At 31.2% G+C, this 26,702-nt stretch carries 25 protein-coding genes; 12 read left to right on the top strand and 13 right to left on the bottom strand.

The window, feature by feature from the left end:
* Positions 1-385: 385 nt before the first annotated feature.
* Genes ACO6VN_RS01135 through ACO6VN_RS01125 form a run of 3 tightly spaced genes read right to left on the bottom strand, consistent with a single transcriptional unit; the run spans position 386 to position 4,077 of the window.
* Complete coding sequence (locus ACO6VN_RS01135) at positions 386-1,399, bottom strand: LacI family DNA-binding transcriptional regulator (protein ID WP_194200641.1); 1,014 nt, start codon at positions 1,397-1,399, stop codon at positions 386-388.
* The gene (locus tag ACO6VN_RS01130; RefSeq protein ID WP_368733960.1) at positions 1,399-2,631 is read right to left on the bottom strand and encodes an MFS transporter; all 1,233 of its coding nucleotides are present in this window, start codon (positions 2,629-2,631) and stop codon (positions 1,399-1,401) included. Before ACO6VN_RS01130 ends, ACO6VN_RS01135 begins: the two co-directional genes overlap by 1 nt.
* A gap of 24 nt (positions 2,632-2,655) precedes the next feature.
* Positions 2,656-4,077 carry a GH32 C-terminal domain-containing protein gene (locus ACO6VN_RS01125; protein WP_422404123.1) on the bottom strand — a complete coding sequence of 474 codons (1,422 nt, stop codon included), beginning with the start codon at positions 4,075-4,077 and terminating at the stop codon, positions 2,656-2,658.
* A 685-nt stretch (positions 4,078-4,762) separates the two neighbouring features.
* Here ACO6VN_RS01125 and ACO6VN_RS01120 point away from each other — a divergent pair.
* Positions 4,763-5,989: a hypothetical protein gene (locus tag ACO6VN_RS01120; protein WP_194200639.1), complete on the top strand. Its 1,227-nt coding sequence runs from the start codon at positions 4,763-4,765 to the stop codon at positions 5,987-5,989.
* A gap of 30 nt (positions 5,990-6,019) precedes the next feature.
* Here ACO6VN_RS01120 and ACO6VN_RS01115 read toward each other — a convergent pair whose 3' ends face one another.
* From ACO6VN_RS01115 to ACO6VN_RS01090, 6 genes are read right to left on the bottom strand one after another with little or no spacing between them, the layout of a single operon-like run.
* Positions 6,020-7,495, bottom strand: a complete 1,476-nt coding sequence (locus ACO6VN_RS01115) for an aldehyde dehydrogenase family protein (protein ID WP_422404122.1) — start codon at positions 7,493-7,495, stop codon at positions 6,020-6,022.
* Between the two features lie 10 nt (positions 7,496-7,505).
* Positions 7,506-8,387, bottom strand: coding sequence for a 4-hydroxy-tetrahydrodipicolinate synthase (gene dapA, locus ACO6VN_RS01110; RefSeq protein WP_422404121.1), 882 nt, complete (start codon positions 8,385-8,387; stop codon positions 7,506-7,508).
* A 25-nt stretch (positions 8,388-8,412) separates the two neighbouring features.
* A complete protein-coding gene (nhaC, locus tag ACO6VN_RS01105; RefSeq protein ID WP_064211487.1) occupies positions 8,413-9,870 on the bottom strand; it encodes a Na+/H+ antiporter NhaC in 1,458 nt (485 codons plus the stop codon).
* A 25-nt stretch (positions 9,871-9,895) separates the two neighbouring features.
* Positions 9,896-10,702, bottom strand: a complete 807-nt coding sequence (locus ACO6VN_RS01100) for a hypothetical protein (protein ID WP_282862583.1) — start codon at positions 10,700-10,702, stop codon at positions 9,896-9,898.
* A gap of 16 nt (positions 10,703-10,718) precedes the next feature.
* The gene (locus tag ACO6VN_RS01095) at positions 10,719-11,735 is read right to left on the bottom strand and encodes a proline racemase family protein (protein ID WP_017000674.1); all 1,017 of its coding nucleotides are present in this window, start codon (positions 11,733-11,735) and stop codon (positions 10,719-10,721) included.
* A gap of 2 nt (positions 11,736-11,737) precedes the next feature.
* Entirely contained in the window at positions 11,738-12,901 is a 1,164-nt protein-coding gene (locus ACO6VN_RS01090; RefSeq protein WP_107360096.1) for an NAD(P)/FAD-dependent oxidoreductase, read from the bottom strand.
* Between the two features lie 132 nt (positions 12,902-13,033).
* Between ACO6VN_RS01090 and ACO6VN_RS01085 the strand changes: the two genes are divergently transcribed.
* From ACO6VN_RS01085 to ACO6VN_RS01065, 5 genes are read left to right on the top strand one after another with little or no spacing between them, the layout of a single operon-like run.
* On the top strand, positions 13,034-14,404 hold the full coding sequence (locus tag ACO6VN_RS01085; RefSeq protein WP_422404120.1) for a sigma-54 interaction domain-containing protein: 1,371 nt from the start codon (positions 13,034-13,036) through the stop codon (positions 14,402-14,404).
* 56 nt (positions 14,405-14,460) lie between these two features.
* A complete protein-coding gene (locus ACO6VN_RS01080; RefSeq protein ID WP_064211492.1) occupies positions 14,461-14,727 on the top strand; it encodes a (2Fe-2S)-binding protein in 267 nt (88 codons plus the stop codon).
* Entirely contained in the window at positions 14,720-15,055 is a 336-nt protein-coding gene (locus ACO6VN_RS01075) for a (2Fe-2S)-binding protein (protein ID WP_422404119.1), read from the top strand. The genes ACO6VN_RS01080 and ACO6VN_RS01075 overlap by 8 nt, the downstream gene beginning before the upstream one ends.
* Positions 15,048-16,241, top strand: coding sequence for an NAD(P)/FAD-dependent oxidoreductase (locus ACO6VN_RS01070; RefSeq protein WP_216683655.1), 1,194 nt, complete (start codon positions 15,048-15,050; stop codon positions 16,239-16,241). The genes ACO6VN_RS01075 and ACO6VN_RS01070 overlap by 8 nt, the downstream gene beginning before the upstream one ends.
* A 39-nt stretch (positions 16,242-16,280) precedes the next feature.
* On the top strand, positions 16,281-17,387 hold the full coding sequence (locus ACO6VN_RS01065; RefSeq protein WP_422404118.1) for a M24 family metallopeptidase: 1,107 nt from the start codon (positions 16,281-16,283) through the stop codon (positions 17,385-17,387).
* Between the two features lie 124 nt (positions 17,388-17,511).
* On the opposite strand, the gene ACO6VN_RS01060 is transcribed toward ACO6VN_RS01065, so the two are convergent.
* Positions 17,512-18,828, bottom strand: coding sequence for an MFS transporter (locus ACO6VN_RS01060; RefSeq protein ID WP_064211494.1), 1,317 nt, complete (start codon positions 18,826-18,828; stop codon positions 17,512-17,514).
* Positions 18,829-19,193: 365 nt separating this feature from the next.
* On the opposite strand from ACO6VN_RS01060, the gene ACO6VN_RS01055 reads away from it, so the two are divergent.
* From ACO6VN_RS01055 to ACO6VN_RS01045, 3 genes are all read left to right on the top strand, one after another.
* Positions 19,194-20,519: an MFS transporter gene (locus tag ACO6VN_RS01055; protein ID WP_422404117.1), complete on the top strand. Its 1,326-nt coding sequence runs from the start codon at positions 19,194-19,196 to the stop codon at positions 20,517-20,519.
* A 34-nt stretch (positions 20,520-20,553) separates the two neighbouring features.
* Positions 20,554-21,327 (top strand): sugar phosphate isomerase/epimerase family protein, encoded by a 774-nt coding sequence (locus ACO6VN_RS01050; protein ID WP_422404116.1) that lies wholly within the window; start codon positions 20,554-20,556, stop codon positions 21,325-21,327.
* Positions 21,328-21,434: 107 nt separating this feature from the next.
* The gene (locus tag ACO6VN_RS01045) at positions 21,435-22,097 is read left to right on the top strand and encodes a YIP1 family protein (protein WP_422404115.1); all 663 of its coding nucleotides are present in this window, start codon (positions 21,435-21,437) and stop codon (positions 22,095-22,097) included.
* A gap of 96 nt (positions 22,098-22,193) precedes the next feature.
* Here the strand turns inward: ACO6VN_RS01045 and ACO6VN_RS01040 are convergent, their stop codons facing one another.
* Positions 22,194-22,754 (bottom strand): GNAT family N-acetyltransferase, encoded by a 561-nt coding sequence (locus ACO6VN_RS01040; RefSeq protein ID WP_064211496.1) that lies wholly within the window; start codon positions 22,752-22,754, stop codon positions 22,194-22,196.
* Between the two features lie 226 nt (positions 22,755-22,980).
* Here ACO6VN_RS01040 and ACO6VN_RS01035 point away from each other — a divergent pair, with 226 nt between their 5' ends.
* The 3 genes from ACO6VN_RS01035 to ACO6VN_RS01025 all read left to right on the top strand — a co-directional run bounded on the left by ACO6VN_RS01035 (position 22,981) and on the right by ACO6VN_RS01025 (position 24,636).
* A complete protein-coding gene (locus ACO6VN_RS01035) occupies positions 22,981-23,349 on the top strand; it encodes a hypothetical protein (RefSeq protein WP_017000663.1) in 369 nt (122 codons plus the stop codon).
* A 179-nt stretch (positions 23,350-23,528) separates the two neighbouring features.
* Positions 23,529-24,158, top strand: coding sequence for an NAD(P)-dependent oxidoreductase (locus ACO6VN_RS01030; protein ID WP_017000662.1), 630 nt, complete (start codon positions 23,529-23,531; stop codon positions 24,156-24,158).
* Between the two features lie 70 nt (positions 24,159-24,228).
* A complete protein-coding gene (locus ACO6VN_RS01025) occupies positions 24,229-24,636 on the top strand; it encodes an Rrf2 family transcriptional regulator (RefSeq protein ID WP_017000661.1) in 408 nt (135 codons plus the stop codon).
* A gap of 175 nt (positions 24,637-24,811) precedes the next feature.
* Here ACO6VN_RS01025 and ACO6VN_RS01020 read toward each other — a convergent pair whose 3' ends face one another.
* Together ACO6VN_RS01020 and ACO6VN_RS01015 are read right to left on the bottom strand one after the other, a co-directional pair.
* Positions 24,812-25,963: a polysaccharide deacetylase family protein gene (locus tag ACO6VN_RS01020; RefSeq protein ID WP_103268733.1), complete on the bottom strand. Its 1,152-nt coding sequence runs from the start codon at positions 25,961-25,963 to the stop codon at positions 24,812-24,814.
* An 85-nt stretch (positions 25,964-26,048) separates the two neighbouring features.
* Complete coding sequence (locus ACO6VN_RS01015) at positions 26,049-26,702, bottom strand: CPBP family intramembrane glutamic endopeptidase (RefSeq protein ID WP_070045783.1); 654 nt, start codon at positions 26,700-26,702, stop codon at positions 26,049-26,051.

The following is a 26,702-nucleotide window of genomic DNA, read 5'->3' as shown; positions in this document are numbered from 1 at the left end:
AACAGGAAAGTAATTTAAAAATCACGCTTTAAGACCTGCCAATTTCGAGCAACATTAATCCACACTAAAAAATCCCCTCACTATTCGCAGTAGTGAGGGGATTAGTATATAAATTAATACTTATTTTCGTTAAACCAATAATGGCATCGTACTGGATGAAATACAAAATAAGATTTTATCTATATCGAAATTTTAAATTTCACTATATTATTCATAATTTTTTCAGATTTCTTGCTAATGTTAAAGACAATAAAATATTTGGAGGAATAATAATATGGTCAAGGATTATATCTAGTATTGTTATAGGAATAATTATTTTTTATAATGACTTAGACTTTTTCATATCTTATTAAATAAACTGAGTCTCTCCTAAAATTTCTTGTGTTTATAAACTTTTAATAGATTGTCTTTTTATAATAGGTGTATCTATATATATTGATTTTGAATCTGGATGCTCACCAACACAATCGTTTAATTTTAACAACTCCCTGACTCCACGGACTCCCAATTCATAATGAGGTAAAGCAACTGAAGTTAATTCAGGATAAAGATTTTCTGAAATAATTTTTTGGTTATCAAAACCGATAATAGATATATCTTCTGGTATAGAAATGCCTTTTTCTTTTAATCCATCATATAAACCCATAGCTACACGATCATTATGACAAAATACTGCAGTTGCTTTTGATTGAATTATTTCATCAGTAACTTTGAATCCTCCTTTTTGCGTTGGATCTGTATAAATTACTAAAGATGGATCAAATTTTAAGCTATAATTTTCTAGTGCTTTTTTATATCCTTTCAACCTATATTCCTGGGCAGGTGATTTTTTATTTGTATTTATAAAAGCAATTCGATGATGTTTACATTTAATTAAAGTTTCAGTAGCAGCTTTTCCACCCTGAAATTCATTAGGTATTACAGAAATATAATTATTTTGGGGATCAAAACAATTAACTAATACTGCATCAGTTCTTTCCAACAACTTTGGTGTAGTTATAGAATGATGATACCAAGTAGAATAAATAACTCCTTTAACTTGGTATTCAATCAACATATCTAAGGCTTGTTTTTCAATGTCTTCTTTACCTTCCGTATTAACTATTAAAAGGAGACTTCCATTTTTCCAAGCCTCTTCTTGAGCCCCTTTAATAATTTCTCCCGCAAAAGGAGACGTAGCTACATCATCTGTTACAAAACCTATCAGTTTAGACTTTCTATCCACTAAACTTTTAGCTAAAGCATTAGGGAAATATCCTAATTGTTCAGCAGTTTCACGGACTTTTATACGAGTACTTTCTGGTATTCTTGATTTATTTTTATCATTAATAGCCCAAGAGGCTGTAGCTACTGAAACATTGGCTGCCTTAGCTACATCATGTAAAGTTACTTTTTTCATCAATTTACTCCTTTTATTTTCCAAACAGAAAATGCTGCTATAATCGTTATTATAATAGCAACTGGAAATACAATATTATATGAACCTGAAATGGTTACTAATGTAGATGTAACACCAGAACCTATAGCTTGTCCCGCTGTGGTAGCTACATTAATAAAGCCTAAATCTTTCCCAGCATTTTCTTTATTAGGCAAAACATCAATATTTAAAGCTTGATCAACAGACATATACATACCATAGCCTAATCCTGCTATACCTGCAAATAGCAACATTCCAGTAACTGTAGGAAAAACCCAAGGTATCGCTATCCCGATAGCATAAAGAAAACACGAGAGAATTACAGGAGCCTTTCGTTTACCAATTTTATCAGATATTGGTCCTGATGTCATTGTAGCCAAGAGAGATACAGCCATAGTTATTATCGACATTATTGATATAACACTAGCAGCACTTTCTTTATTCTGACCGACGTGATCTTCAAGAATATACAATTGGTAAGACACAATCATCTGATAAGCAATTATTAAACTTGAACGACATATAAAAGCTTTCCAAAAATCTGGCGCTTTCATTGGCGGTGTAAAAGATTGTATAATTATAGACCAAATACGTTCTTTTTCACTATCTGAAGGTTTCATATTGCTACTTTTTTCTTTAGGTAGTAGCAAGAATGTTATTATCCCAGCCACTATATACATAGAACCTGAAGTAATAAACCCTGCTATTGTATGGAATATAAATAATGAACCAAGTAAAGTACCCATAGCTTGGCCTATTGTAATCCCTCCGCCATAAGATGCAGATACTAATCCTCTATTCTTTTCTGGTACTCTATCTGATAGAGTTGCTACTATAGGAGCTGTCATCATATTTTGACCGATATTGGCAAAACAATAAGCTATTAAAATGCCATAGCCTGTTCCAGGTATGCCTATTAAAAAAAAGGATAGTGCTGCTACTATTGCTCCTCCCATATACCAAGGAGTTCTTTTGCCAAATCTTGACCTTGTCCTATCAGACATAGCACCTACAAAAACGTTAATAAATAAAGATAGTACAGCTCCAGAAGCGTTTATAGTTCCTAAAAAAGCTTCTGGATGAGCCAACCCAATATCTTTTAACCTAGATGGCATTAAAACAGAGGCAATCATATAAAACCCCATATTCTGTAATATTGCAAACAATCCAAAACCTATAGTGAAACGAAAAGTATAAACCTTACCTAAATTCACATGTCATCCCCCTTAGTCTCTAAATTATTGTTTTAAAGTTTTTACTTCAAGGTTTGTTAAAGTCATTTTTCCATCATTTGAAAAATAACCAATTCTTCCGGTTTGTCGGTTATAAACCCTCGTACTCAGTGATATTTCATCATCTAAAATAATCATTGCTATACTACCTTCCAATAAAATCTCAATTTTGTGTGCGCCTTCTTGAAGATTACAAGGACGTTCTAGTTCTAAATAAAAAGGAACGTCTCCTGAAACCTGCCATTGCTCATTTCCTGTTTGTTTTCTAGGCCATCGATCAAATACCATTCTTGATTGGTTGGGTTCTAAACGAATAGCATAGTTTTCATTACCATCTTCAGAAGCACGTAATAATAAACCACATTCTTTAGTGTTTTTACCTATATTTATATTAGCCTTAATATACGCAGTATTTGGAATTTCTTCTTTGGATAAAATATATTTATAACTATCCCATGAATTCAACACTTTTTTTTCTATGGAAATTGGCAGCTCCTCTTTAAATTTATTTTTTAGAGAGCTTGGTAGACTAAATGCTAAAGTTCCATCATCCTTTTGTTTAGCTTCTAATGTAGCTATATTACCAGCCCACTGCCAGTCACCATCATCATTTTCATTTGTTTTTGTAGAAATCCATCCGGTAAAATAACGACGTCCTTTTAAAAATGTACTTTTAGATGCATAAAAGGCTCTACCATCGATTGTATCTTTTTCAGGTGCGAACCAAGGACCGTCTAGGCCTTTCGACATTCTATATCTCGTAGTAAATTTATCAGTGAATTCCGAATAAATTAAGTACCACCAGTCCCCCCATTTAAAAACTTCTGGACACTCCATAGCAACAAATCGATTAGGATCCCAAAAAATCTCACTTTCTTCCCAGTCATATAAATTATTTGATTTATATTGTGCTATAACACCTCTTCTTCTTTCAGGACCGTAATTTTTTCTAGCAGTAATTAACATACGCCACACATTATTTTCATCTTTAAATACAAATGGATCTCTCCAATCGTATTTTTCATACCCAATACCTGGACCAAATGTACAATTATATTTACGATGCCATGAATTCATATCATCATAACTTATAGCATGCATAATAAATTGTTGAGATTTTCCATTTTCATCAATCATTTTAGGATTATTCCCAGTATAAAAAAGATGATGGTTTCCTTTTTCATCAGTAACTACACTACCTGTATAACAATTAAAATCTATTTCTTCTATGCCACCAGATGAAAAAGCAATATTATAATCCTGAAAATGAGCGTAGTCATTTGTTGTTAATAAAGACCAAGGTGTCCCACTATTCTTATCTTTTCTATTTTCTAAAAGATAATATAAATATACATTACCATTTTCTTGAAAAGGTATTACATCACCAACATAAGCCCCTTCTGGACGGTAAAAAATTTCATGTTTCATAATAAATTAACTCCTTTTTAAATTTTTGCTTAAACGTTTAAGCATGTTGTTTGTTATTATGCAATCGCTTTCTAAAAAAGTCAAGGGATAATTATTTTAGTGCTAACTTCATATCTTTTTGACTATTTATAGCAAATGATACACAAATGACTTAATTCTGAACTATATTATTAATGGATTATTTGAATTACTATTATCAAAAATTGCGATAAAAAATAAAAGCGCTACAAGTTTTGATTTTGTAGCGCTTTTATTTTATAAATCTATCTTTTTCAAATTATTTCGGATATATCATTTTATTGTTTTTATGCTTCTTTATCTTCTTGCTGTTGGTCAATGTACTAGCATTTATATAATATATTATAGTTTCTATCATAAAATATTCTCTACTAAATATTCTCAAAAGAATAATTAAGTTGCTTTTTGTTCTAATATATTTTCATATTTTTAATCTACTCTTTAAAAATCTTTTCGAAGTTATGGTCATTTTGAATAAAATATGTATTTAACTACTTTATCTTTCTATGTTTAAATGTTTTATATTATGAATAAATCGTTTGTTTCTTAGTTGTCTTGTAAACAGTATGCTAAATTTCAATTTTGGTGTAAAGTAACAATTAAAGGTGATAATAATTCCATTTTACCAATGATTTTATTATATTCATTTGAGAAAGGTGGTAATTTAATGAGTATTGAACAATTATTAAGTAATGATCTGCAATTATCTAATTATCAAATTCAATCACTTAAGATTCTTTCTTATAAACAAGAAGAGATTATTCAATATTTATCCCGATTAGAAAGTAATTACCCTTATATTCAATATAAATCTAATAATAGCGATAATACTATGTCTATGGATGACTATAGATGGACTAATAATAATATAAGAGAAGATTTAATCGAACAACTTTTAGATTATAATTTAAATAGTAAAAATTTTAGTGTTGCTAAATTTATAATTTTAAATCTTGATAATAAAGGTTTTTTTGATATAGATCAAAAGTTATTCTGTGATCAGCAAAATATTGATTTCGAAGAGTTTATATCAATTAAAGAGATTATACAAAATTTATCACCTATTGGTTGTGCTAGCAAAGATACTTTTGATTTCATCTCATTTCAATTGCGAAAAAAAGGTTTATGGGATAGCTGTTTATTCAATCTATTTCGAAATCATCTTAATGATATCGCTAATCAAAATTTTACTTTTCTTGATAATCACGATATATCAAACGAATCATTTACAAATTATTTAACTTATATCAAAGAGCAAGAAATTTTCCCTTATCTTGAATCTAATACTCCACAAAATGTTATTCCGGAAGCATATATAACCATAAATAATAATGGGTTTAAAATTAAAATGAATGATGATTATATCAATGCTTTATCACTAGATGAAAGTGTTCCTATTCACGATGAAATATATAAGCAAAATGAAAATAAATTTAATCATTTAAAAACTATGCTCTCTAAACGTTCTGAAACTCTATATAAAATAATTCATATGATTATTACTTTCCAATATGAAGGTCTCTTGTCTAATAATCAATTAAAATATCGACCATTAACTCAAAACATGATTGCAGAAGGTGTTAATCTTCACCCTTCTACTATTAGTCGTGGCGTTCAATCGTGCTATATACATATAAATAATAATTTATATAGTTTATCCGATTTATTAGTTCGACCACACAATTCAAACATTTCAACTAATTATGTTAAACATATGATTAAACATATAATAAAAAACGAACCTTTTAAACAACCTTTTTCTGATGAAACGCTTGTCTCTTATTTGAAAGAGCAAGATATTTCAATATCTAGAAGAACTGTTGCTAAATATCGTAATGAGTTACAAATAAAAAACTGTAATCAACGTAAAAAACTATACAAAGAAAAAAATTAAAAGAATAGGAGGACAATTCCTCCTATTCTTTTATAATTTTACCCATACAAATTTAACTTCAGTATAATTGTCTAATGCATAAGTGCCCATTTCTCTACCAATACCTGATTGTTTATAACCACCAAATGCTGCAGCTGGATCTTCTAAATTATAATCATTTATCCAAACTGTCCCTGCCTCTAATTGGTTTGTAACATTTATTGCTCTTTGAATATCTTTTGTCCATACTGCTGCAGCTAGACCATATTCACTAGCGTTAGCTCTTTCTACTACTTCTTCTTCTGTTTCAAATGGCAATATACATGCCACAGGTCCAAAAATTTCTTCTTGAACAATACGCATATCATCTGTTAAATCTGTAAACACAGTAGGCGGTACAAAATATCCTTTATTGTCTTTTAAAGTTTGTTGATAAGCTATATTTCCGCCTTCTTTAACACCTATGTCTATATATTCTTGAACACGTTGCTGCTGTTTACGTGAAATTAATGGTCCCATATCGATACCTTTTTCAGTACCTACTCCGATTTTAATCTTTTTAGTTTGTTCAATGAATTTTTCTATAAACTCTTCATAAATCGAAGACTGAACAAATATTCTTGTACCTGCACTACAATTTTGACCATGGTTATACATGACCCCATCAACTGCAGTATTTGCCGCTTCAGACAAGTCAGCATCCTCAAATATAATATTGGCTGATTTACCACCTAATTCTAATGTAATGTTTTTGACTGTATCTGCAGCTTTTTTCATTATTTCTTTACCTGTTACCGTAGAGCCTGTAAAAGCGATTTTACGTATTTTAGGATGAGTTGAAATCGCTTTTCCTGTTATTGTGCCTCTTCCTGGAACCACATTAACAACACCTTCTGGAATACCAGCTTCTTTAATTAATTCCGCAGCATACAATAATGATAAAGGCGTTTGTTCTGCAGGTTTTATTAAAATTGTACAACCTGTTGCGAGTGCAGCTCCCATCTTCCAGGAAGCCATGTTTAACGGAAAGTTCCAAGGAATGATTTGACCTACGACTCCGATAGGTTCATGTACTGAATAATTAAAGTATTCAGGGCTGATAGGCGTTGTTTGTCCTAATACTTTTGTAGCCCATCCAGCATAATATCTAAATTGATTAATTGCTCCTGGTATATCGTCTGTAAGTGCAATTTCATATGATTTACCATTGTCTAAAGCTTCTAAATAAGCTAACTCTTCTTTGTTTTCTTCTAATAAATCTGTGAATTTTATAATAAGATCACTACGCTCTTGTGCAGATAATTGACTCCACTCACCTTTAAAAGCTTTTTCAGCACATTGTACTGCATAATCAATGTCCTCAGTTCCCGCTTCTACAACTCGTGTAATAATTGTATCGTCGGCTGGGTTATATACTTCAAAGCTATCACCACTTTTACTACTCACATATTCATTATTAATAAATAATCCTATATCGTTATTAATAAAAGTTTTTACCTTTTCTGGCATCTCTATTTTATTTGTCATAGTATTCCTCCTAATTTAAAGTTGTCATAATTTTTTTCAATTTATTAATTTCTTCTTCCTTTAAACTCCTTCTTGGCGGTCGACTAGGTCCCCCATTTAAACCTTTAATTTCCATTCCCGCTTTGACAATTTGTACATACTTCCCACTATCTTCTATAAATTGTAATAAAGGTAATAATTTTTTATAAATTTCATGCGCTTCTTCAAATTCTTTTGATTGTATTTTTTCATATAATTGTTTAGCTAAATTTGGTGCTAAATTTCCTGCAACTGAGACCCATCCTTTTGCGCCCATTACAAAAGATTCAAATGCTAAATCATCACTACCACAGAATAATGTTAAATTGTCACCTGTCGCGTAATGTATATCTCTTAATTTTTGAATAGAGCCACTAGACTCTTTCAAATGAGTAATGTTTTTCACATTGTTACCTAAATCAATTAATGTATCTTGACTGATATCTATTCCTGAAGTGAAAGGATTATTATAAATCATCACTGGCAAAGAGGTACTATCAGCAATATCTTTAAATTGATGATAAACTTCTTCATCTGTAGGATGAGCATAATATGAATTAATAACTAAAACGCCATCTGCGCCTAATTTTTCGGCAGTTTGTGTTAAACGAATAGCGTCATTCGTATACTCACTAGCTGTACCAACAATAATAGGAAACTCGCCATTCACAGCGGACACAACTGTTTTAATGATTTCTTCTTTTTCTTCTTCTGTTAGTGATACAAATTCTCCTGTACTTCCATTTATTATTAGACCGGAAACTTTTTGTTTAATAAAATAATTAATATTTTCTTTTAAACCTTCATAATTCACTTCATAATTTTCTTTCATTGGTGTCACAATAACTGGATATACCCCATTAAAATTTTTCATTTCTCATTTCTCCTTTATTCTTATTTTATGAACTAACAATATTTTTATTCTTATCTTTATTGGCTAAACCATTTTCTGTCTCCATGTTTTCTTCGTTATAATATTCATCTGACTTCCACATGAAAATTCCTTTAAATCCATAAATAATCGAAATAATAATAACTACAATTGGATACCACAAGAAAGGCACGTAATGTATAGTAGAAACACCTAAAGTGGTAGCCATAAATACGCCACCATCAGACCACGGTACCATTGGTGTAGTTACTGTTCCTCCAGCTTCTGTATTTCTAGATAATACTGTTCGCTTAATCTTTAACTTATCATAATTTTTTTCTGTCATTTTTGTTGCTGTAAGTAGAGATACATATGCAGCACCACCAAAGACGTTTCCAAATATACCGGCTAACAGCGTAGTTACAGTTAAACGACCTGGGTCAGAAGCCCATTTACTAAACATATCACTTATTTTTTGAGTAACACCTATCGCTTCCATTAACCCTCCTATACCTAAAGCTATTATTACAAGCAATACTGTTTCCAACATGAAAGTAATGCCCCCACGGTTTAACAAATTATCGATAAATGGTACGCCTGAGGAAATATCGTTACCTCTATATAATATTTTGATACTTTCAACAAAAGGAATGCCTTGGAACCAAACAGCCCATATTGCACCTAGTAAACTCCCGAATAATATTACTGGCACAGAAGGTATCTTTAATGCTAGTAGCACTATAACAACGATTAATGGGATTACCATCCACCATGAAATGTTAAATTGGTCATTTAATTGACCCATGGCTTTTTCTGCTTGCGCCAAACTTCCGTCTTTACTTTTTATCGTCAAGTTAGTGATTCCAAAAAGTATTAAAGTAATAATTATGCTTGGAATAGATACAAATGACATAGACTTGATATGATCAAACAAGTCGACTTTAGATAAAGACGCTGTCATAACTGTTGTATCAGATAGCGGAGACATTTTATCTCCTACATAACACCCAGAAATAACTGCTCCAGCCACAAGTGCTAATGGTAAACCAAAGCTTGTTCCTACACCGATCATTGCAATACCCGCTGTTCCTGCTGAACCAAAAGATGTTCCAGTCGCTAACGAAGTCACCATACATATGATAAATGCTGTCACAAGAAAGAATGTTGGATTTATAATATGTAATCCCGCATAAATAATACTTGGAACAATACCACTGGCAATCCATGTACCAATTAATGCACCAATTGAAATCATTACCAGTATTGCTTCCATCCCTTCATATATTCCTTTACAAAGCCCTGCCTGAAGTTGATTATATGAATGCCCTATTTTTAGACCTACCGGGATTATGATGAACCATATTAGTAATAATGCTAGCTGAATAGGTAATTCTAAATAAATCACTACTACAAACATGGTTATCATGAATGCTATAAGAATAAATAAAATTTCTTTTCCTGTCGGTAATCTGTAATTGTTATCCATTTTTTCCCCACCCTTTTGTTAACGCTTATTGTAAAATGAATCCTTTTTTAAACGGATCTGTATCAGACATATAAAATTGGCTAGAGCTAAGTAATGATCCTTCTAATATGAATTTTTCATTTTGAATTTTTATACGTTGCTTTGTCATTGTTAATAAACTGGTTATATTATTGTGTCGATGATAAATGATAGAATACGCTGCTGTATCGGGTAGTCTCACAATTTCGTCTTTATGCATAACTAACACACGATGCGTTTCACTATCAAAATATATATAATTATCAACATTATTGTATTGATATATTTTTTGGTAAGAATTATATAAGTCTAAGATGTTTTGTATTGTCATGGATTTTAAATCAATTGTTTTGATAAACCCATAACTTGTATTATCAACTTTATAAATATCCATCTCCTTAGTCTCTTTCAACAATTTTACTGATGATACCGTAACTTCCATATGCTTATCTTTGTTTGAAGTCCCTGTATATAAACCATTAATTTCAATATCAAAATTCATACCTTTATATGCTGTGTTCTGTAACATAAATATAGTTGCTTGAGAAATTTCATGATGTTGTAATGAATGTCCTAACGGCTGAAACGTCACCACTTTACATTTGTCACCAATTATTGTATAAACACAAAATAATAAATAAGGGTGCCCTCGAGGTTCGGTGTATATCGCTGATAACTTTGAAATATGCCGTTCTTTCCAATCTGCGTTTAATACTTGATCTGTAGAAGTTTTAAGTTCTTCAAAAGGAACAAACCTAAAGAGACCACCTCCAATTTCACAATCATAACTCGTACATAATAATTGAGTATCCATCATTTATCCCCCTATGTTAATTTAATGGTGGTATGAATAAGTAATTATCTTCGGTCGTTTTTTGATTATAATAAAAATCATGACGCCCCATCGGCCAAGCTCTTCCTGAAATGTTAATATCCACATATTCGTATCCATTCACATTTGTATTAGCTAACACCGTCCCTTTAAAAACAGACCCTATAATACTTTCATGTAAAAACACATTTCCTTTTTCTAGTTCACCTTTATAAACTAATGTAGCTATTTTAGCTGAAGTCCCTGTTCCACATGGAGACCTGTCAATGCCGCCTGGGGGTACCACAACAGTATTTTTATAATTAACATCTTTATTGACTACCTTTTTAGAAGAAAATTCAATATGTGTTAATCCTTGTATAAATGGTTTTTCAGGATGTTGAACATTGTATGTTTTATTAATTTCATTTCTAACTTCAATAGCTTTCTCAACAATATACTTACTATTTTCAGGTGCTAATTCAATATTTAATCGATCAGCGTCTATAATGCCATAAAAATTCCCACCATAACTGATGTCTACAGAAAATTCTCCTAGCACCTCATGGTTTACATTTACCGTTTTTAAATAAAAACTTGGAACATTTGTAAAACTCACTTCTTGAACTTCTCCATCTTGAATCTTTGTTTCTGTTTTTACTAAACCAGCTGGCGTATCAATATTAATTTTTGTAATTGGTTCATTTTTTTCAACATAGCCTAGTTCAATAAGTGCAGTACAAAAACCGATAGTGTCATGTCCACACATAGGAAGGTATCCACCTGTTTCTATATAAATTGCTCCAAAATCAGCTTCATCGTTACATGGGTCTACCATAACTACCCCACTCATTACTTCATGACCTCTAGGTTCGTTCATTAAAAACCTACGATAATGGTCATAATGTAATTTCATATATTGCATTTTTTCTGCTACTGTATTTCCTATCATTTCAGGCATACCGCTTAAAATCGTACGCGTTGGGTTTCCCCCAGTATGTGTATCAAATGTTGAAAATAAACGATCATATTTCATAATTAGGCCTCCTTGAAACGGTTCACTGATAGAGGGGAAATATCAATTTCTGTTTCTTTTCCTGAAATGAGTTGTTCTATAAATAAACCTGTTATTGATGATAATCCAATACCGTCTCCTTCATGTCCTGCAGCAACATAAAAGCCCTCAACGTCTGTTTCACCGACAATTGGTAAATGGTCTTCTGTAAAAGGTCTTAATCCACAATAAGTTCTAATCAAATTCATGTCTTTTAATTTAGGATAAAAATGAATTGCTCTTTGTGCGATTAACCGATTAACTTTTGAACTAACTTTTTTATCATATCCTTTAAATTCTCTACTTGACCCAATAAGGAAATTTTGACTTTCAGTAGGTTCAAATACTAAAGCAATTCCATAATCTTTCATCTCTTTAGATACTTGTCTCTCCCCTTCAAATTTGGACATCAAATATCCAAACTCCATTACTTTTCTTAGTCCCATTGTTTCATTTCTAGATGCTACTAATATCTGACCTTTTCTTGGATAAATAGGTATATCAATATTTAGCATTTTTCCTATTTGAGGAGCATATATACCACATGCGTTAACAACTTTATTTGCATAAAAATAGTAATTAGTAGTCTCAACAAGAAACTTTTCATTATCCTTGTTCACATTATTTACATGTTCATATTCGTATACTTTTAATCCATATTGCTTAGCAGATTCAATAAAACTGTACGTTAGCATATAAGGATTAACTGTCGAATCTGTTGTACATTCTAAGCCTCCGAGTATATGGTCAGAAAAATACTTTGATTCATTTTTAATATCTTGCTTATTTAACATCTTAAAATCTAAACCATAATCACATTGTTGTTGCACCCATTGTTCTGCAGCTTGCATTTCTTCATCATTTTCACAGACCAATATACTTCCAGGTCTGCGATATTCAAAAGGTAAAATTAATTCTTTACTCAATTCATGAATCAATTTTTGACTGAGTAACGTCATTTGACTATCAAACCCTGGTGTTTTATCAATCGCTAAAATATTTCCATCACAATGCGAAGAAGTTAAAGAAGCAATTTCTTTACTTTCAACTAAGCCAACATCATAACCAGATTTTGATAAAAAATAACTAATACTTGCCCCTATAATGCCACCACCAATTATGAGGACCTCATGATTTATAGTATTCAAAATTTCCACCCCCTTACTAATTCATAAGCAACTTATATGCCAATAATGAAATTTTAAAATCGTTGTAAAGCGCTTTCGTAAGTGTTAAGTTTTATATAATATTTATGACTTTTTTTACATAGGGGGGCTAAAATGAATAATTTAGAGTTAGAGTCATTAGTTGAAGTATTAATTAATTTCAACCATCAAAGCTATACAATTGTTGATAAAGACGGCCGGGTAGTTTATTGGAGTAAGGAAGCATCTAACATATTTCAAATTTCAAACGAAGATATTATAGGGAAACCAATTAGCCAATTTTTTAAAAAGAAAGATTTAGTTATTTTAGAAACTTTGAAAAAAGCTAAACCTTATCAAAAAAAAGAACATTACGCTGGTAATGATAAGTATGTAGATATCATTTCAAAGCCTATAATTGCTAATAATGAGGTTGTTGGAGCAATTGTTACGGAATTAGATGTAAGCGATCAAGTTCATAACCGTAATAGAATAAAACAATTTGAAAATCAAATTTCAATACTAGAAAATCAAATTTCAGAATACAATAATCATGACGCCTTTAGTTCTATAATCGGTAATAGTAGCAATATGACCCGTGTAAAATATTTAATAAAAAAAGCAGCACAATCCGAAGTTAATACATTGATTACTGGCGAAAGTGGTGTTGGAAAAGAATTATTTTCACGCAGTATACATGATTTCAGTAAACGATTTAAACAATCGTTTGTAACAGTTAATTGTGGAACTATACCAAATAATCTTTTCGAAAGTGAAATGTTTGGATATGAAAAAGGCGCTTTTAGCGGTGCTAATCAAAAAGGAAAAGAAGGATTGATTGAAAGAGCTCATAAAGGCACACTTTTTCTTGATGAAATAGCTGATATGCCTCTTGAAATGCAAGTTAAATTACTCAGAGTAATTCAAGAGAAAAAGTTTTATCGTGTGGGTAGCACTAAAGAACGTTCTATTGATATACGTATAGTTGCAGCTACAAATAAAAATTTAATGGAGGAAGTACAAAAAGGAAACTTTAGAGAAGATTTATTTTATAGACTTAACGTAGTAAATATCGAAATCCCCCCTTTACGCGATAGAAAAGAAGATATAGAAACATTATCATATCACTTCTATCAACTAGCTAAACAAAATTATGAAATCAAACTGCACCCTATTCCGCTAACTTTAATGCAAAAATTTAAAAATTACTATTGGCATGGGAACGTCCGTGAATTAAGAAATATAATCGAAAGATTAGTTATTTTTTCAGAAGATGGTTTAATACAAGAAAGTATCTTTGATGATTATATTAACTTTAAAAATACTAATAATCCAGAAGTTATAGAAACAGGTAGTAGTCTATCAGAGCAATTACGATATCACGAAGGTCAAATTATAAAAAAAGTTTATGAACAATGTAATTATAATAAAAAAACGACAGCTACAAAGCTAGGTATTTCAAGACCCACATTATATTCAAAATTAAGCCTCTACAATATTACTTAATAAGTTTGGCATCAAATTTGCTATATATTTATAAAATAGTAAATGAGGTGTTACTTATGGAAGATACAATTATTTGTCGTTGTGAAAATGTAACTTTAAAACACATATTAGAAACCGTAGAAAAATATGATAGTAGCGTCAGAGAAACTAAGTTGCGTACTAGAGCAGGAATGGGATTTTGCGGTGGTAGGACATGTAAAAATCATATTGATAAAATTATAAATAAAAACAAAAAGATAAGTAATGAATTTACAACAATGAAAGTTCAACCTCCAGTACGTCCTATTACATTTGGGGAGATTGGAGATGATTACAATGACTGAACGTATTTATAACCATCCTTTATTAAAAAACATTGAAACCGAACGCGTTGAAATATCCTTTAACCATCAACCTCTAACATGTAATATAGGCGAAAGTGTGGCAAGCTGTTTACTAGCCAATGATATCCGCACCATTCGGCGTCATGAAGAGGATGGTTCTCCTAGAGGTATATTCTGTAATATCGGTCATTGCTTTGAATGTAGAGCTAATATAGATGGTAAAAGTGGTGTGAGAACTTGCCTTACACCAGTAAAAGAAGGAATGTCTGTAATTAGTGGTGAATCTCTTCCTCACGATGTAAAAGAATGGAGTAAAAATCATGTTTGATGTAATAATTATTGGCGCTGGACCTGCTGGAGCTTCTGCTGCACGCATACTTATGAAAGATAAAAAAGTATTATTATTAGATGAATATTACAGGATAGGCGGAAGATTAATCGGACAACTCTATGAAGAGAATAATGGATCAATATGGAATGGATATGAAAAAGCAGAAACATTATCTGATGATTTACATCATCCTCATTTAACCGTGAAATTATCAACAAGCGTTACTGATATACAACACTTTAAAGAATACTACCGTATTAATACTACAAAAGGTAACTTTGAATCTAAATACTTAATTGTATGTACCGGCGCTCAAGAATTAACACCAGCTTTACCTGGCGCAACATTACCAGGAGTAATGACTGTAGGCGCTGCTCAAGTATTAACTAATGTTCAACGCGTTGCTCCAGGAAATAAAGGAGCAATTGTAGGTGTAAACGTCTTAAGTAGTGCTATTTTATCAGAGCTACATATGGCAAACATCGAAATAAAATCGATGTCTATTCCATACCACAATAAAATTAATACAGAGGAAGCTAAACCTCTCTCTGTATTCAACAGCATGTTGAACGTTTCACATATGGCTCCAAATATCTTCATAAAACTAGGAACAAAATTATTAAAAGCTATACCTAAAATTCAACCTCTTGCGTTTAAATTCCTTCCTCGAAAAGGAATAAAGATTTTTGATACACCTGTTTATTTTAAAAAAGCAGTTACATCTATTAATGGAAAAGAAAAAGTAGAATCAATCACCTTAAAAAACGTAGACAAGCATGGCAATATAATTTCAAATAAAGAAGAAATTGTACCTGTAGATTTTGTATGTTTGTCTGGGGGTTTAACACCTTTAGCCGAGTTACTCGGGCTATTAAACGTATCATTCATCTATATAGAAAGTTTAGGTGGATATATTCCATTACACAATGATGTTATGGAAACAGAGGTGAATAACCTTTACGTTGCTGGAAATATAACAGGAATTGAAGGTGCTAAGGTAGCTATGAAACAAGGAGAAATAGCAGCTTATCAGATTTTAGGTTCTTTTGAAAAAGTAAAAGAAACTAAAAACAGTCTAGCAACTGAAAGAAAACAGGCAACAATCCAGTTTCATAATAATATTAATAAAGGACGGGAAAGTATTCAAAATTACTGGGAGTTGTCATTACACAAAAATAGGTGATAACATTAAGGAATTGGAAAGAATTATAGGAGGTCAAACATGATTAATTACAATCAACGTATGAATACATTAACAACAAGGTTAAAACAAGAAGGTGCTGACTTAGCTATTATTATGGACCCTTCAAATATTTTCTATTTTACTGGCTTTAATTCAGATCCTCATGAACGCTTTATGGGATTAATAATTAACTTAAAGATAGAAAAATACACACTTTTTGTACCTGCATTAGATGAAAGTGCAGCTGCCGAAGCATCAGCAGTGCAAAATATTGTAACTATAAGCGATGAACAGAATCCATTTGAAATTGTTCAATCCCATATAAGCAAGGAAGGTATATCTAATATTTATCTTGAGAAAGGATATATCAATATTGCACGTTATGAAGGTTTCCAAAACATCTTTGATAAATCTTCATATCATGATATGAGTTCAATAATTAATGAACAAAGATTGATAAAATCACGTCAAGAAATCGAATACTTACAAGAAGCTGTTGATATTATTGAGAAAGTATTATCAGAAGGTATTAAAAAAGTTAAAGTTGGCATGACTGAGTTAGAACTTACAGGGGAATTAGAATTATTAATGAAAAAATACGGCGCAATTGGACCTTCATTTTCGACTACTGTGTTATCAGGTGAAAAAGCTGCTTTACCACATGGTTCTCCTGGTGAAAGACAATTTAAAAATGGTGATTTCTTACTTATCGATTTTGGTGTAATCACACAAAAAGGTTACTGTTCTGATATGACACGTACCTTTATTATTGGTGAAGCAGACGAAAAGCAAAAGAGCATTTATAATATTGTTAAAGATTCTAATCAAGCGGCTCTCGATTTGGTTAAATCAGGAGTGCCTTTGAAAGAATTCGATATTGCTGCACGTGAAGTCATTAAACAGAATGGCTATGATGAATATTTTAATAATCGTGTTGGCCATGGTTTAGGTATAGAAGTACACGAAGCTCCATCAATCCATGAATATAATGAAGATATTGCAAAAGCTGGACTATTCTTTACAATCGAACCAGGAATTTACATTCCTGACTATGGCGGTGTTCGTATTGAAGACGAAGTATATATTAATGAAAATGGCGAAGGAGAAATATTAACTTCCTTCCCTAGAGACTTAAGAATATTATAAAAAGTTAACGAAATAAAAACCCTCACTACCACAAATAGTGAGGGCTTTTTATTGATGTATAATTGAATACTTATTTACATTAATTAAACTATAAATACTCAAATATGTTTGTTAAAATACTTTATCACCCTTCTGCATCAACATTGGGTTTTGACCCTTTAAGTGCTTTGTTAGAAGTAGCTTTAAAATACATCGCAAAAACAATTAATCCAATTAAATTAATAAACATTAAATAAAATGCTGGTGCCAAGCTACCATTTTTTAAATTACCTAGTACCGATAAGATAAATGGTGTAACCCCGCCAAATATAGCTGTCCCTAAATTGTATATAATTGAAAGGAACTTCATTCGTACGTTTGTATGAGTAATTGCTGGGAGTGTTGAAGGCATTACGCCATTAAAGACAGATAGCATAATCGCGAGTAACATTACGCCTATGAAAACTGTCAATAGATGATGATTGGAGTCCATAAGAAGGAACGCTGGTATTGAAAAGCATACAAAGCTAGACAACCCAAATAACAGGACCCTTTTGTTATTGAATTTGTCACTCAATACACCGAACATAAAGATAAATGGTAACATCAATATTAATGCAATTGCATTAATAATTGTAGAATACTGAGCATCTATTCCTACATTACTTTTTAGAAATGAAGGTAAATAAGTTAAGAACATAAAATTATTCACATTTAAAAATATAACGCCTACAGCCATTAAAGCCGCTTCTTTTTTATAATCTTTAAAAGCTTTTAAGATATTATTCTCTGAGTCCTCTACTTTATTTGTAAAGGACGGCGTTTCGTCTAGTTTAAGTCTTAAATAAACAACTACAAGACCAAATGGCGCTGCTAGTAAAAATGGTATTCTCCAGCCCCAAGTTTCTATTTGATTTCCAGTTAAAAAGTATAAAAGTGCCGCTACAGTTATTGCAGCTAAAGCATTACCTACCATAGTTCCCATTTCTAAACCGCTCGTAAGTTTACCCCTTTTGTTATCTGGAGAACTTTCAACAATATAAGTCATGGCGCCACTGTATTCACCACCTGTAGAAAAGGATTGCGCCATCCTCACTACTAATAACAATATGGGTGCCCATATCCCTATCTGATCAGAAGTAGGAAGTAATCCGAGAGCTAATGTAGAGACGGACATAATAGTAATCGTAATCGTTAACACAACTTTTCTACCATGTTTATCACCAACATATCCAAATACCAATGAACCAATTGGTCGCATTAAAAACGCTATGGCAAATGTACCAAAAGTAAACATTAATTGATTTTGGCTAGCTACATCTCCGAAAAAGTTATGGCTAATATAAGTTGCTAATTGTGCATATAAAGCAAAATCAAACCACTCAATAGCATTTCCCATAGATGTTACAACGACTTTCTTTCTTGCTCTTGAAGTTTTTACTAAGTTCTGAGATGTATCCATAAATTGCCCCTCCCTTTAAAATATTACAAATTTCTTATATTAATATTTTATAATTAGAGAATATTAGAAACATACTGTAAACTCCCAGATGTAATAACCCGGTATCAGAATGTATTCAATAAATTCCCTTAGTATAAGGCTTTAAACGTTCATCTCTTTTTATGTATTAGATAGGAGTATTATTTCTACTGTTATAAGACATTTTATGTTTACAGCATTTTAATACCGACTTAATACGTAATCAATAGTTCCTTTGTAAAATTAAATAGTAATATATAATTTTAAAATATTATAAGTAAATTATGTTATTACAAATTTATTGTGGGTACATTTTTTTAACAACTACGGAAAACAAGGAGACGTATATGAGTTTTAATTATCTAGATTATCCAGAAGATCAAGCTAAACTTAGTAAGTTTCAGCGTAAGGTAAAAATTGTTTCTGCTGGAGGAACGTTCCTTGATGGATTTGATTTAACAATTATAGCTGTCGCTATGCCATTGATTATTAAACAATGGAGTGTTAGTCCAATTGAGGAAAGTTTATTAACAGCTTCAGCCATTATCGGTTCCTTCATTGGTGCTGCATGGCTCGGTAAATTAACGGATACATTGGGAAGAAAGGCTATGATTACCGTTGATTTAATAGCCTTTGTATTATTTGCTGTTTTAACAGCAATAGCACCTAATGCATTATATTTAATTATATTTCGATTCTTTCTTGGTATAGGTATAGGTGCGGACTATCCTATTTCTTCCACGTTAGTGTCAGAATTTAGTTCCTCGAATAATCGAGGTCGACAAGGAACCTTTTTAGGTATGATGTGGTTTGTTGGTGCCGTTTTCGCTTATATAACTGGAATGCTTTTAGTACCATTAGGCGATGATGCATGGCGTTATATGTTTTTAGTAGGTGGATTACTTGCTGTAATCATCTTTATTTTTAGAATAGGACTGCCAGAATCACCACGTTGGTTAGCATCTAAAGGCCGTGAAGAAGAAGCACAGAATATTATTTATCAGCTTACTGGTAATAAGGTAAAAGTAGAACCTGTAGTCAATAAAAAGGTAAAAGTAAAAGAATTATTTACTGAAAAATTTAGAAAGAGAACTATTTTCGTATGTGGTTTTTGGTTTTGTTATGCTACAGCATATTATGGAATTTCCATGTATACGCCAACTATTTTAGCTTCAGTTACTGAAGGAACATTAAATCAAACATACATAGCTTCATCTATTGTAAGTATTTTAGGTTTAATCGGCGCGCTTATCGGTTCATATTTAGTTGATAGATGGGGACGAAGACCACTTCTGATAACATCATTCTTTGGGTTAACAGTAGGTTTAACTATATTGACGTTAAACCCCAATCCTACTTTAATGTTCTTAGTAATTTTATTTAGTATAGCAGTTTTATTTTCAAATATGGGTGGAGGTATTTTAAATTTTGTATATCCAACAGAGTTATTCCCAACAAATATACGTGGAACTGCATCAGGATTTGCTACATCGGTTAGCCGTATTGGATCTATTTTAGGTGTGCTTGTTTTCCCAAACTTTGTTGCATTATGGGGCAATCAAGTAGCATTAGGCTTCTTTTCTTTAATAGGTTTGGCTGGTTTCCTAATCACAATTTTTCTAGCTCCTGAAACAAAAGGCAAGAGATTAGAAGAAATCAATGATGAAAATTAATAGAAAAATGTCACGTACAAAGGAGATTATTCAAGTGGAAAAATGGATTAGTTTATGGTCTATTGGACAAGAGTATAGTTTAGAAGACATAAAGCAAATTAAAGAACATGGCTTTAACGGCGTTGAAATTTGGGCAGAACATCATTTAGCAGAGCAAGCTTTCAAGTATGCAAATGAATGTGATTTGCAAATTGGCTTACATCTACCTTTTCATGATTTAAATTTAGCTACACAATATGATGAGATAGCAGAATATACGCTAGCATTAACAAAAAAGTGGATAAAGAAACTAGCATATTATAATGGAAGTCATGCTGTTATTCATGGAGGTCAAGCAATGGCCTCTGAAGATTTGGATAAAGTCTATCCGATAATGATTGAACGATTAAAAGAATTGAGCGATTTTTCTCTAGCCAACAATGTTGAATTACTTTTCGAGAACCAAATACCTGATGGACTAAACTATATGCATATATTACCTTCTAATATTGAAGAATGGCTAGATGTGTTAAATAAAACAAACACTAAAGCTTGTTTAGATATTGGACATTTAGCTATTCAAGGAGACGAATTTAAAGACACAGTAAACAGATTAGGTGGATTACTTAAATCAATTCATTTATCCGATAATGATGGAAAATCAGATTTACATTTACTACCTAACGATGGAACAGTCATACAAAATAATATAATAAATGTTTTAAGTAAACAAAATTATCAAGGACCAGTTGTTTTTGAAATAAACCCTTATAAATATTCATTAAAAGATATTTTAGAGCATCCATCTGTTAAAGAATTTAATATTTAATTAACCACCCTTTTATTTACCATTATTTTACAATTGAGTTATTTTAAATAATGGTTATTAATGTTATTATATTGATAACTATTATTTGAAAGGAAGGTTATACATATATGGAAAATTCTAATGCAAATCAAACAAGTGCAAAAACATCAGACTTACCTCTTTTAAATCACTTTAGTAAGTTAAGAGAAAACCCTAAATGGATTGTAAAGTTAATTATATTCACTATCTTGTCATTTATATCTTTACTTTTGACGAATTATATAACTGATAATACTGAGATACTTAAAAAAGCTGGTTTGGATTCATCTCAAATTGAACAACAAAATGAAATGGATATAGGGACTTTAATTGGCCAAACTGTTGGTGGTGTTATTTTTGGCTTATTAATTATCTTTTTAATATTCTTAATTATTTCAAAAATTATGAAATCTGATGCACGCGCAATTCATATTTTTTCAGCTTCTATTTCATATTTAATTATTACTACTGCTTTTTCAATAATTGTTTATGGTATACAAGCATTATTTGGACTAACGTTACCTGATACACAGATTGACAGTCTAAATGTTTTTGATAAAGGAAATCAATATTTGTCAGTTTTTAATTTATCAGGTTTATTATCAGCATATTTAATCTTTGCTGTGTATTATGGGACAAGTAAGTTATCTAAAAAAGCTTCTATTATTTGGGCAATTGTTGCTTTAATCGTAACTATTGGCTTTGGATTAATCAGTGCATCATTTATTAATGCGATTCAAGGTTTAGTCTAGTATGTGTTAGCTTTTTACAATTTATTTTGTAACAATACTTTTTAGAGCGGGATAGAAACCTTTTACGAAAATAAAACTTCTACCCCACTCTTTTATTTAATTTAATATATTTAACTTCCTATTTAATACTTCTTCCATTAACGACCAACCTTCACGATCATCTCCAGTTGGATCATAAGGTTCAAATCCATAGTTTAAGTACATATTTATCGCTTGATAACTTGTCGTTTGCGTTGTTAAATACACTTTATTATGGTTTTCTTTTATTAATGTATTCAATGCTGCGGTTAACAATGGTTTAGATAATTTCTTCCCTTGATATTCTGGTTTTATTGCAACAAAATGTATTCGTCCTTTTTGTTCACCAGTTCCATCTAAGTCTCCGAACCAAGCTGATGTTGTTCCAATTGCTTCTCCATCTTCATTCTCTATGAAAAGACATCTATGTTTCATTTCTTCTATATTAGAGCCGAATTCTTTATCGAATCTTTTGAGTGCATCCTCGACTGTTTTAAATTCTTCAGCAGCAGTTTCTATTTTTGCCCACTCTATTTCATCGCCTTCTCTAAATTTTCTGATTGAATAGCCTTCAGGTAAATCAAATTGTGGGATATTTTCTAAATTATCTCTGAACATCTTCAACTTAATTCTTTTCATTTTGTAACCTCCAGTTTTATCATTCACTAAAAATTATATCTAATATATACAATTAAACCAAAATATCTACTGTCATATGGCATTCATTTTTTTAATACGATTGAAATAAAAGACATTTGCTTTTTATTTCGTTGTAACCTATGAGATGAAAATTGATGTTAAAGTGTATTAAGTAATTACGAAAGAGATAAAAAATAATCAATTGCATATGGAGGAATATTTTACTATGAAAAAATTATTAATCGCATCAACTGCAGCAGCAAGTATTATTACAGCTGGATTTAGCGCTAACGCTGATGCAAGTGAATATACAACAACTCAAGCAACAGAAGCAGCATCTACTAATGAAGTATATAAAGAATTTATCGCAGCTGGTGGAACAAAAGCATTATGGGATAACATTGTAATGCCAGAATCAAGTGGTAATCCAAATGCTGTAAACGAACTTGGATACAGAGGCCTTGGTCAAACTAAAGAATCTTGGGGCACTGGAAGTGTTACTGAGCAAACTAAAGGTATGATCAATTACGCTAAGGAACGTTATGGCTCTGTAGAAGCAGCAATTGCATTCCGTCAAGCAAATAACTGGTGGTAAAATTTAAATCATAAGCATTTTCAAATATAAATAATAAAAACTCCCAATCTAGATGTTAAATCTAACAGATTGGGAGTTTTTTAATGCTATCGCATTTTAAAAGTTTTATTTTTGACATTTTCAGATGATAGTTCTATACTCAACTTGTATCTAAAATAAATACAAGTGAGGTTATTAATATGAAAATAGGTATCGTAGCAGCTAATGGAAAAGCAGGACAACTTATTACTAAAGAAGCTATTAATAGAGGTTTAGACGTTACAGCTATAGTACGTAACAAAAATAAAACTGTTGCTGAAAAATCTATTATTAAAGATTTATTTGATTTAACGTCAGAAGATTTAAAGCCATTCGATGTTATAATTGATGCTTTTGGTGAAGTACGTGAAGATAAATTACATTTACATCAAGATTCTGTTCATCATTTAAATAAATTACTATCAAATACTGATACAAGATTAATTATTATAGGCGGTGCTGGTAGTTTGTATGTGGATGATAAATTAGAAACACAACTATATAACACCCCTGATTTCCCTGAATCATATAAACCACTTTCTATAGCTCAAGGTAAAGTGTTAGATGACTTGCGTAAAAGAAATGACATACGCTGGACATTTGTTAGCCCTGCTGCTGAATTTATTGCGGACGGAGAAAGAACTGGAACATATATTTTAGCTGGAGAAAAATTTACTTTAAATGATAATGGTGAAAGTAAAATTAGTTACGCAGATTTTGCTATCGCAATGGTAGATGAAGCTGTTAAAGGCGACCATATTCAAGAAAGAATTTCAGTTTTATCAAAATAAATGCTTCAGCCCTCTCGCTTTTATTAAGCCTCATAGTTATAATGAATATGAATCTAAGAGGTGATAAAGCGTGAACACTCAAATTTCAGTTGGTATTCATATACTGTCTTTGCTATCTATTAATGAAGAGCCCCTTTCAAGTAAATATTTAGCAAGTAGCATAAATAGTAATCCAACACTTGTAAGAAAAATATGCAAATATTTGAGAAACGGTAAACTGATTGAAAGCCAACAAGGTAAGTCAGGTTATCAATTATCTAAACCAGCAAATAAAATAACTTTAGGTGATGTATACCAACTTATACAAGAAGAAGAACATTTCCTAAAAATACATCAAGATACAAACCCTAAATGTGTCGTCGGTAAAAACATTCAATCTACTTTAGATAATATATACAGTGAAGTGGATTCAAAAATTATTAAAGAACTCGATCAAACAACTATAGATGACTTATCCAAACAAATATTAAGTCGATAAAGAAGCTCCTTTCAAAGTTTACACATATAGTGTCTAATTTGAAAGGAGCTTTATATATGAGTAAAGAGAAGAATAGTCTCAAGTTCTAACGGGCTAGTTATTTTTGTCTAGCTCGTTACATTTTCTAACAGGCTAGACTTTTCAAACAAGCATGTTAGCTCTGTATTTTTCAAACTTAAAATTGGCCTCCACTACTATCACTACCACCTTTAAAGTATTTTCTTTCTTCTTTATTAAATACTTGATCTGGGTCCATATATGGCTTTAATTTATATTTTCCTTTTGATAAATTCAAACCATCTATTGCAATTCTATCTTGTGTAACGGCATGGGGTGTTAACTGTTCATATGCTTGTGGTCCAACTGATGCTATCAGTTTAAAACCTTCTTTTTCTGATAAATACTTAAATGCTGGAGAACCAATTTCTACTCTTGCTCCGAAAGGATAAATGAATAAATCAGTCTTACCTATAATCGGTTCTACTTCTTTCTTCCATCTCTTCGTATCTTGAACAATTTGATTATAACTACTATTTGTAAAGTTTATATGGCCATAAGAATGACTGCCAAATTGCCACCCGTCACGCTTCATGACTTTCACTATTTCTTTAGCGTCTTGCTTTCTTTCTTCATAGTCTTTACTATCTAATTCATTTGTACGATAACCCAGTACGCCCTCGTAGCCTGTTAATGCAACAACACCTTTAGCGCCTTTATAAGAGAAATCTTTATGTTCTTTAACATACTCATTTAAAATTGGTACAATTGCTTCTTGTGAAGATTTAACGGTCTTCCCATGATCATCTGTTGATTCTGAAATCACTTCTTTATTTTCATTTAATACGAGTCGATTAACATTACCATTTTTACGCATATAGTCGTAATAATTCATATCATCAATTGACAAAATTAAAGGTTTTTTCCCTTTTGGTAATTTTAACTCTTTCTTCTTAACTTTATCTCCTGAAAAATCATATGCATCATGAGGATCTATTAAAATATAATTATTCTTATGCAGTTCTTTAATGGCAGCTTCAAATTCATGTGTTGTTAACATCCAATCAAAATATCCTTTTGCTTGTTCTCCTGTAAACGCACGTTTAGGATAAGGTACATTAGGATGGACAAACAAGTGATGGATAACGCCATTATAGGGTTCCAAACTTTTTTCATCTTCTTTATCTTGTTTAGCATCATATTTTTGCGAAACTTTATTTTCAGTAGCCTTCTTTGGTGCTTTATTCGTTTTCTGTTCATCTTGTTGACAACCGGAAAGTACTGTTACGATAACTATTAAATATATAATACTGTTTAGTATTTTTTTCAAGAAGTCCCCATCTCCTTTTTAAATATATTTATAGTTATAATACTAGTGTTATTTCCAATTAATGTAAAGTGAGATAAATAATAATTTAATTATAAAATAATATAAAGATTAAAATATGTAGAAGATTATTGAATGCGTGGCATAGTATGGCAAGTTCAAAACGCTTAGTCAAAATATAAATTGCGCCAAATACTAAACCTAATCCACAATAAATTAAAAATTCCCCGACGTTTAAAGGTCCATGGATCAAGCCAAATAGAACACTAGACACTATATATCCAACTAATAAATGACCTCTAAAAATACCTTTCATAATAAGCATCCTAAAGATGAGCTCTTCAAAAATCGGTCCTAAAATTACGAAAATTATAATGGATATCATGATAGGTAAATATTTCAAATCTTGATAAACCTCTAATTGATTATGTGGCTGACCAATTATTAATGAAATTGACCAGTAAATAACAAGACCAATTAAAGTAGCACATAACATATATAACAAATGTGTACGTTTAATTGGCTTTACTTCAAAAATATTTAATTTAAACTTTTCTATAAGATATAGTGACAACCCAAATAACACAACGCCTAAAAGCAATATCCATAAATTTTGAGCCAGACCAATAGAAGTGTACGCTCCAGTTAGCATGATAATGAGTAATATAGATTGCCAAAATACATATTTATATCTTTTTGTAGATATTGGATTCGTATCATTTAATACTCTGTTTAAGTTCAT

Source organism: Mammaliicoccus sp. JADD-157 (assembly GCF_049310805.1).
Classification (GTDB): domain Bacteria; phylum Bacillota; class Bacilli; order Staphylococcales; family Staphylococcaceae; genus Mammaliicoccus; species Mammaliicoccus lentus.
Note: the sequence above shows the minus strand (reverse complement) of the source record. Positions and strands in the feature narration are given on the sequence as shown.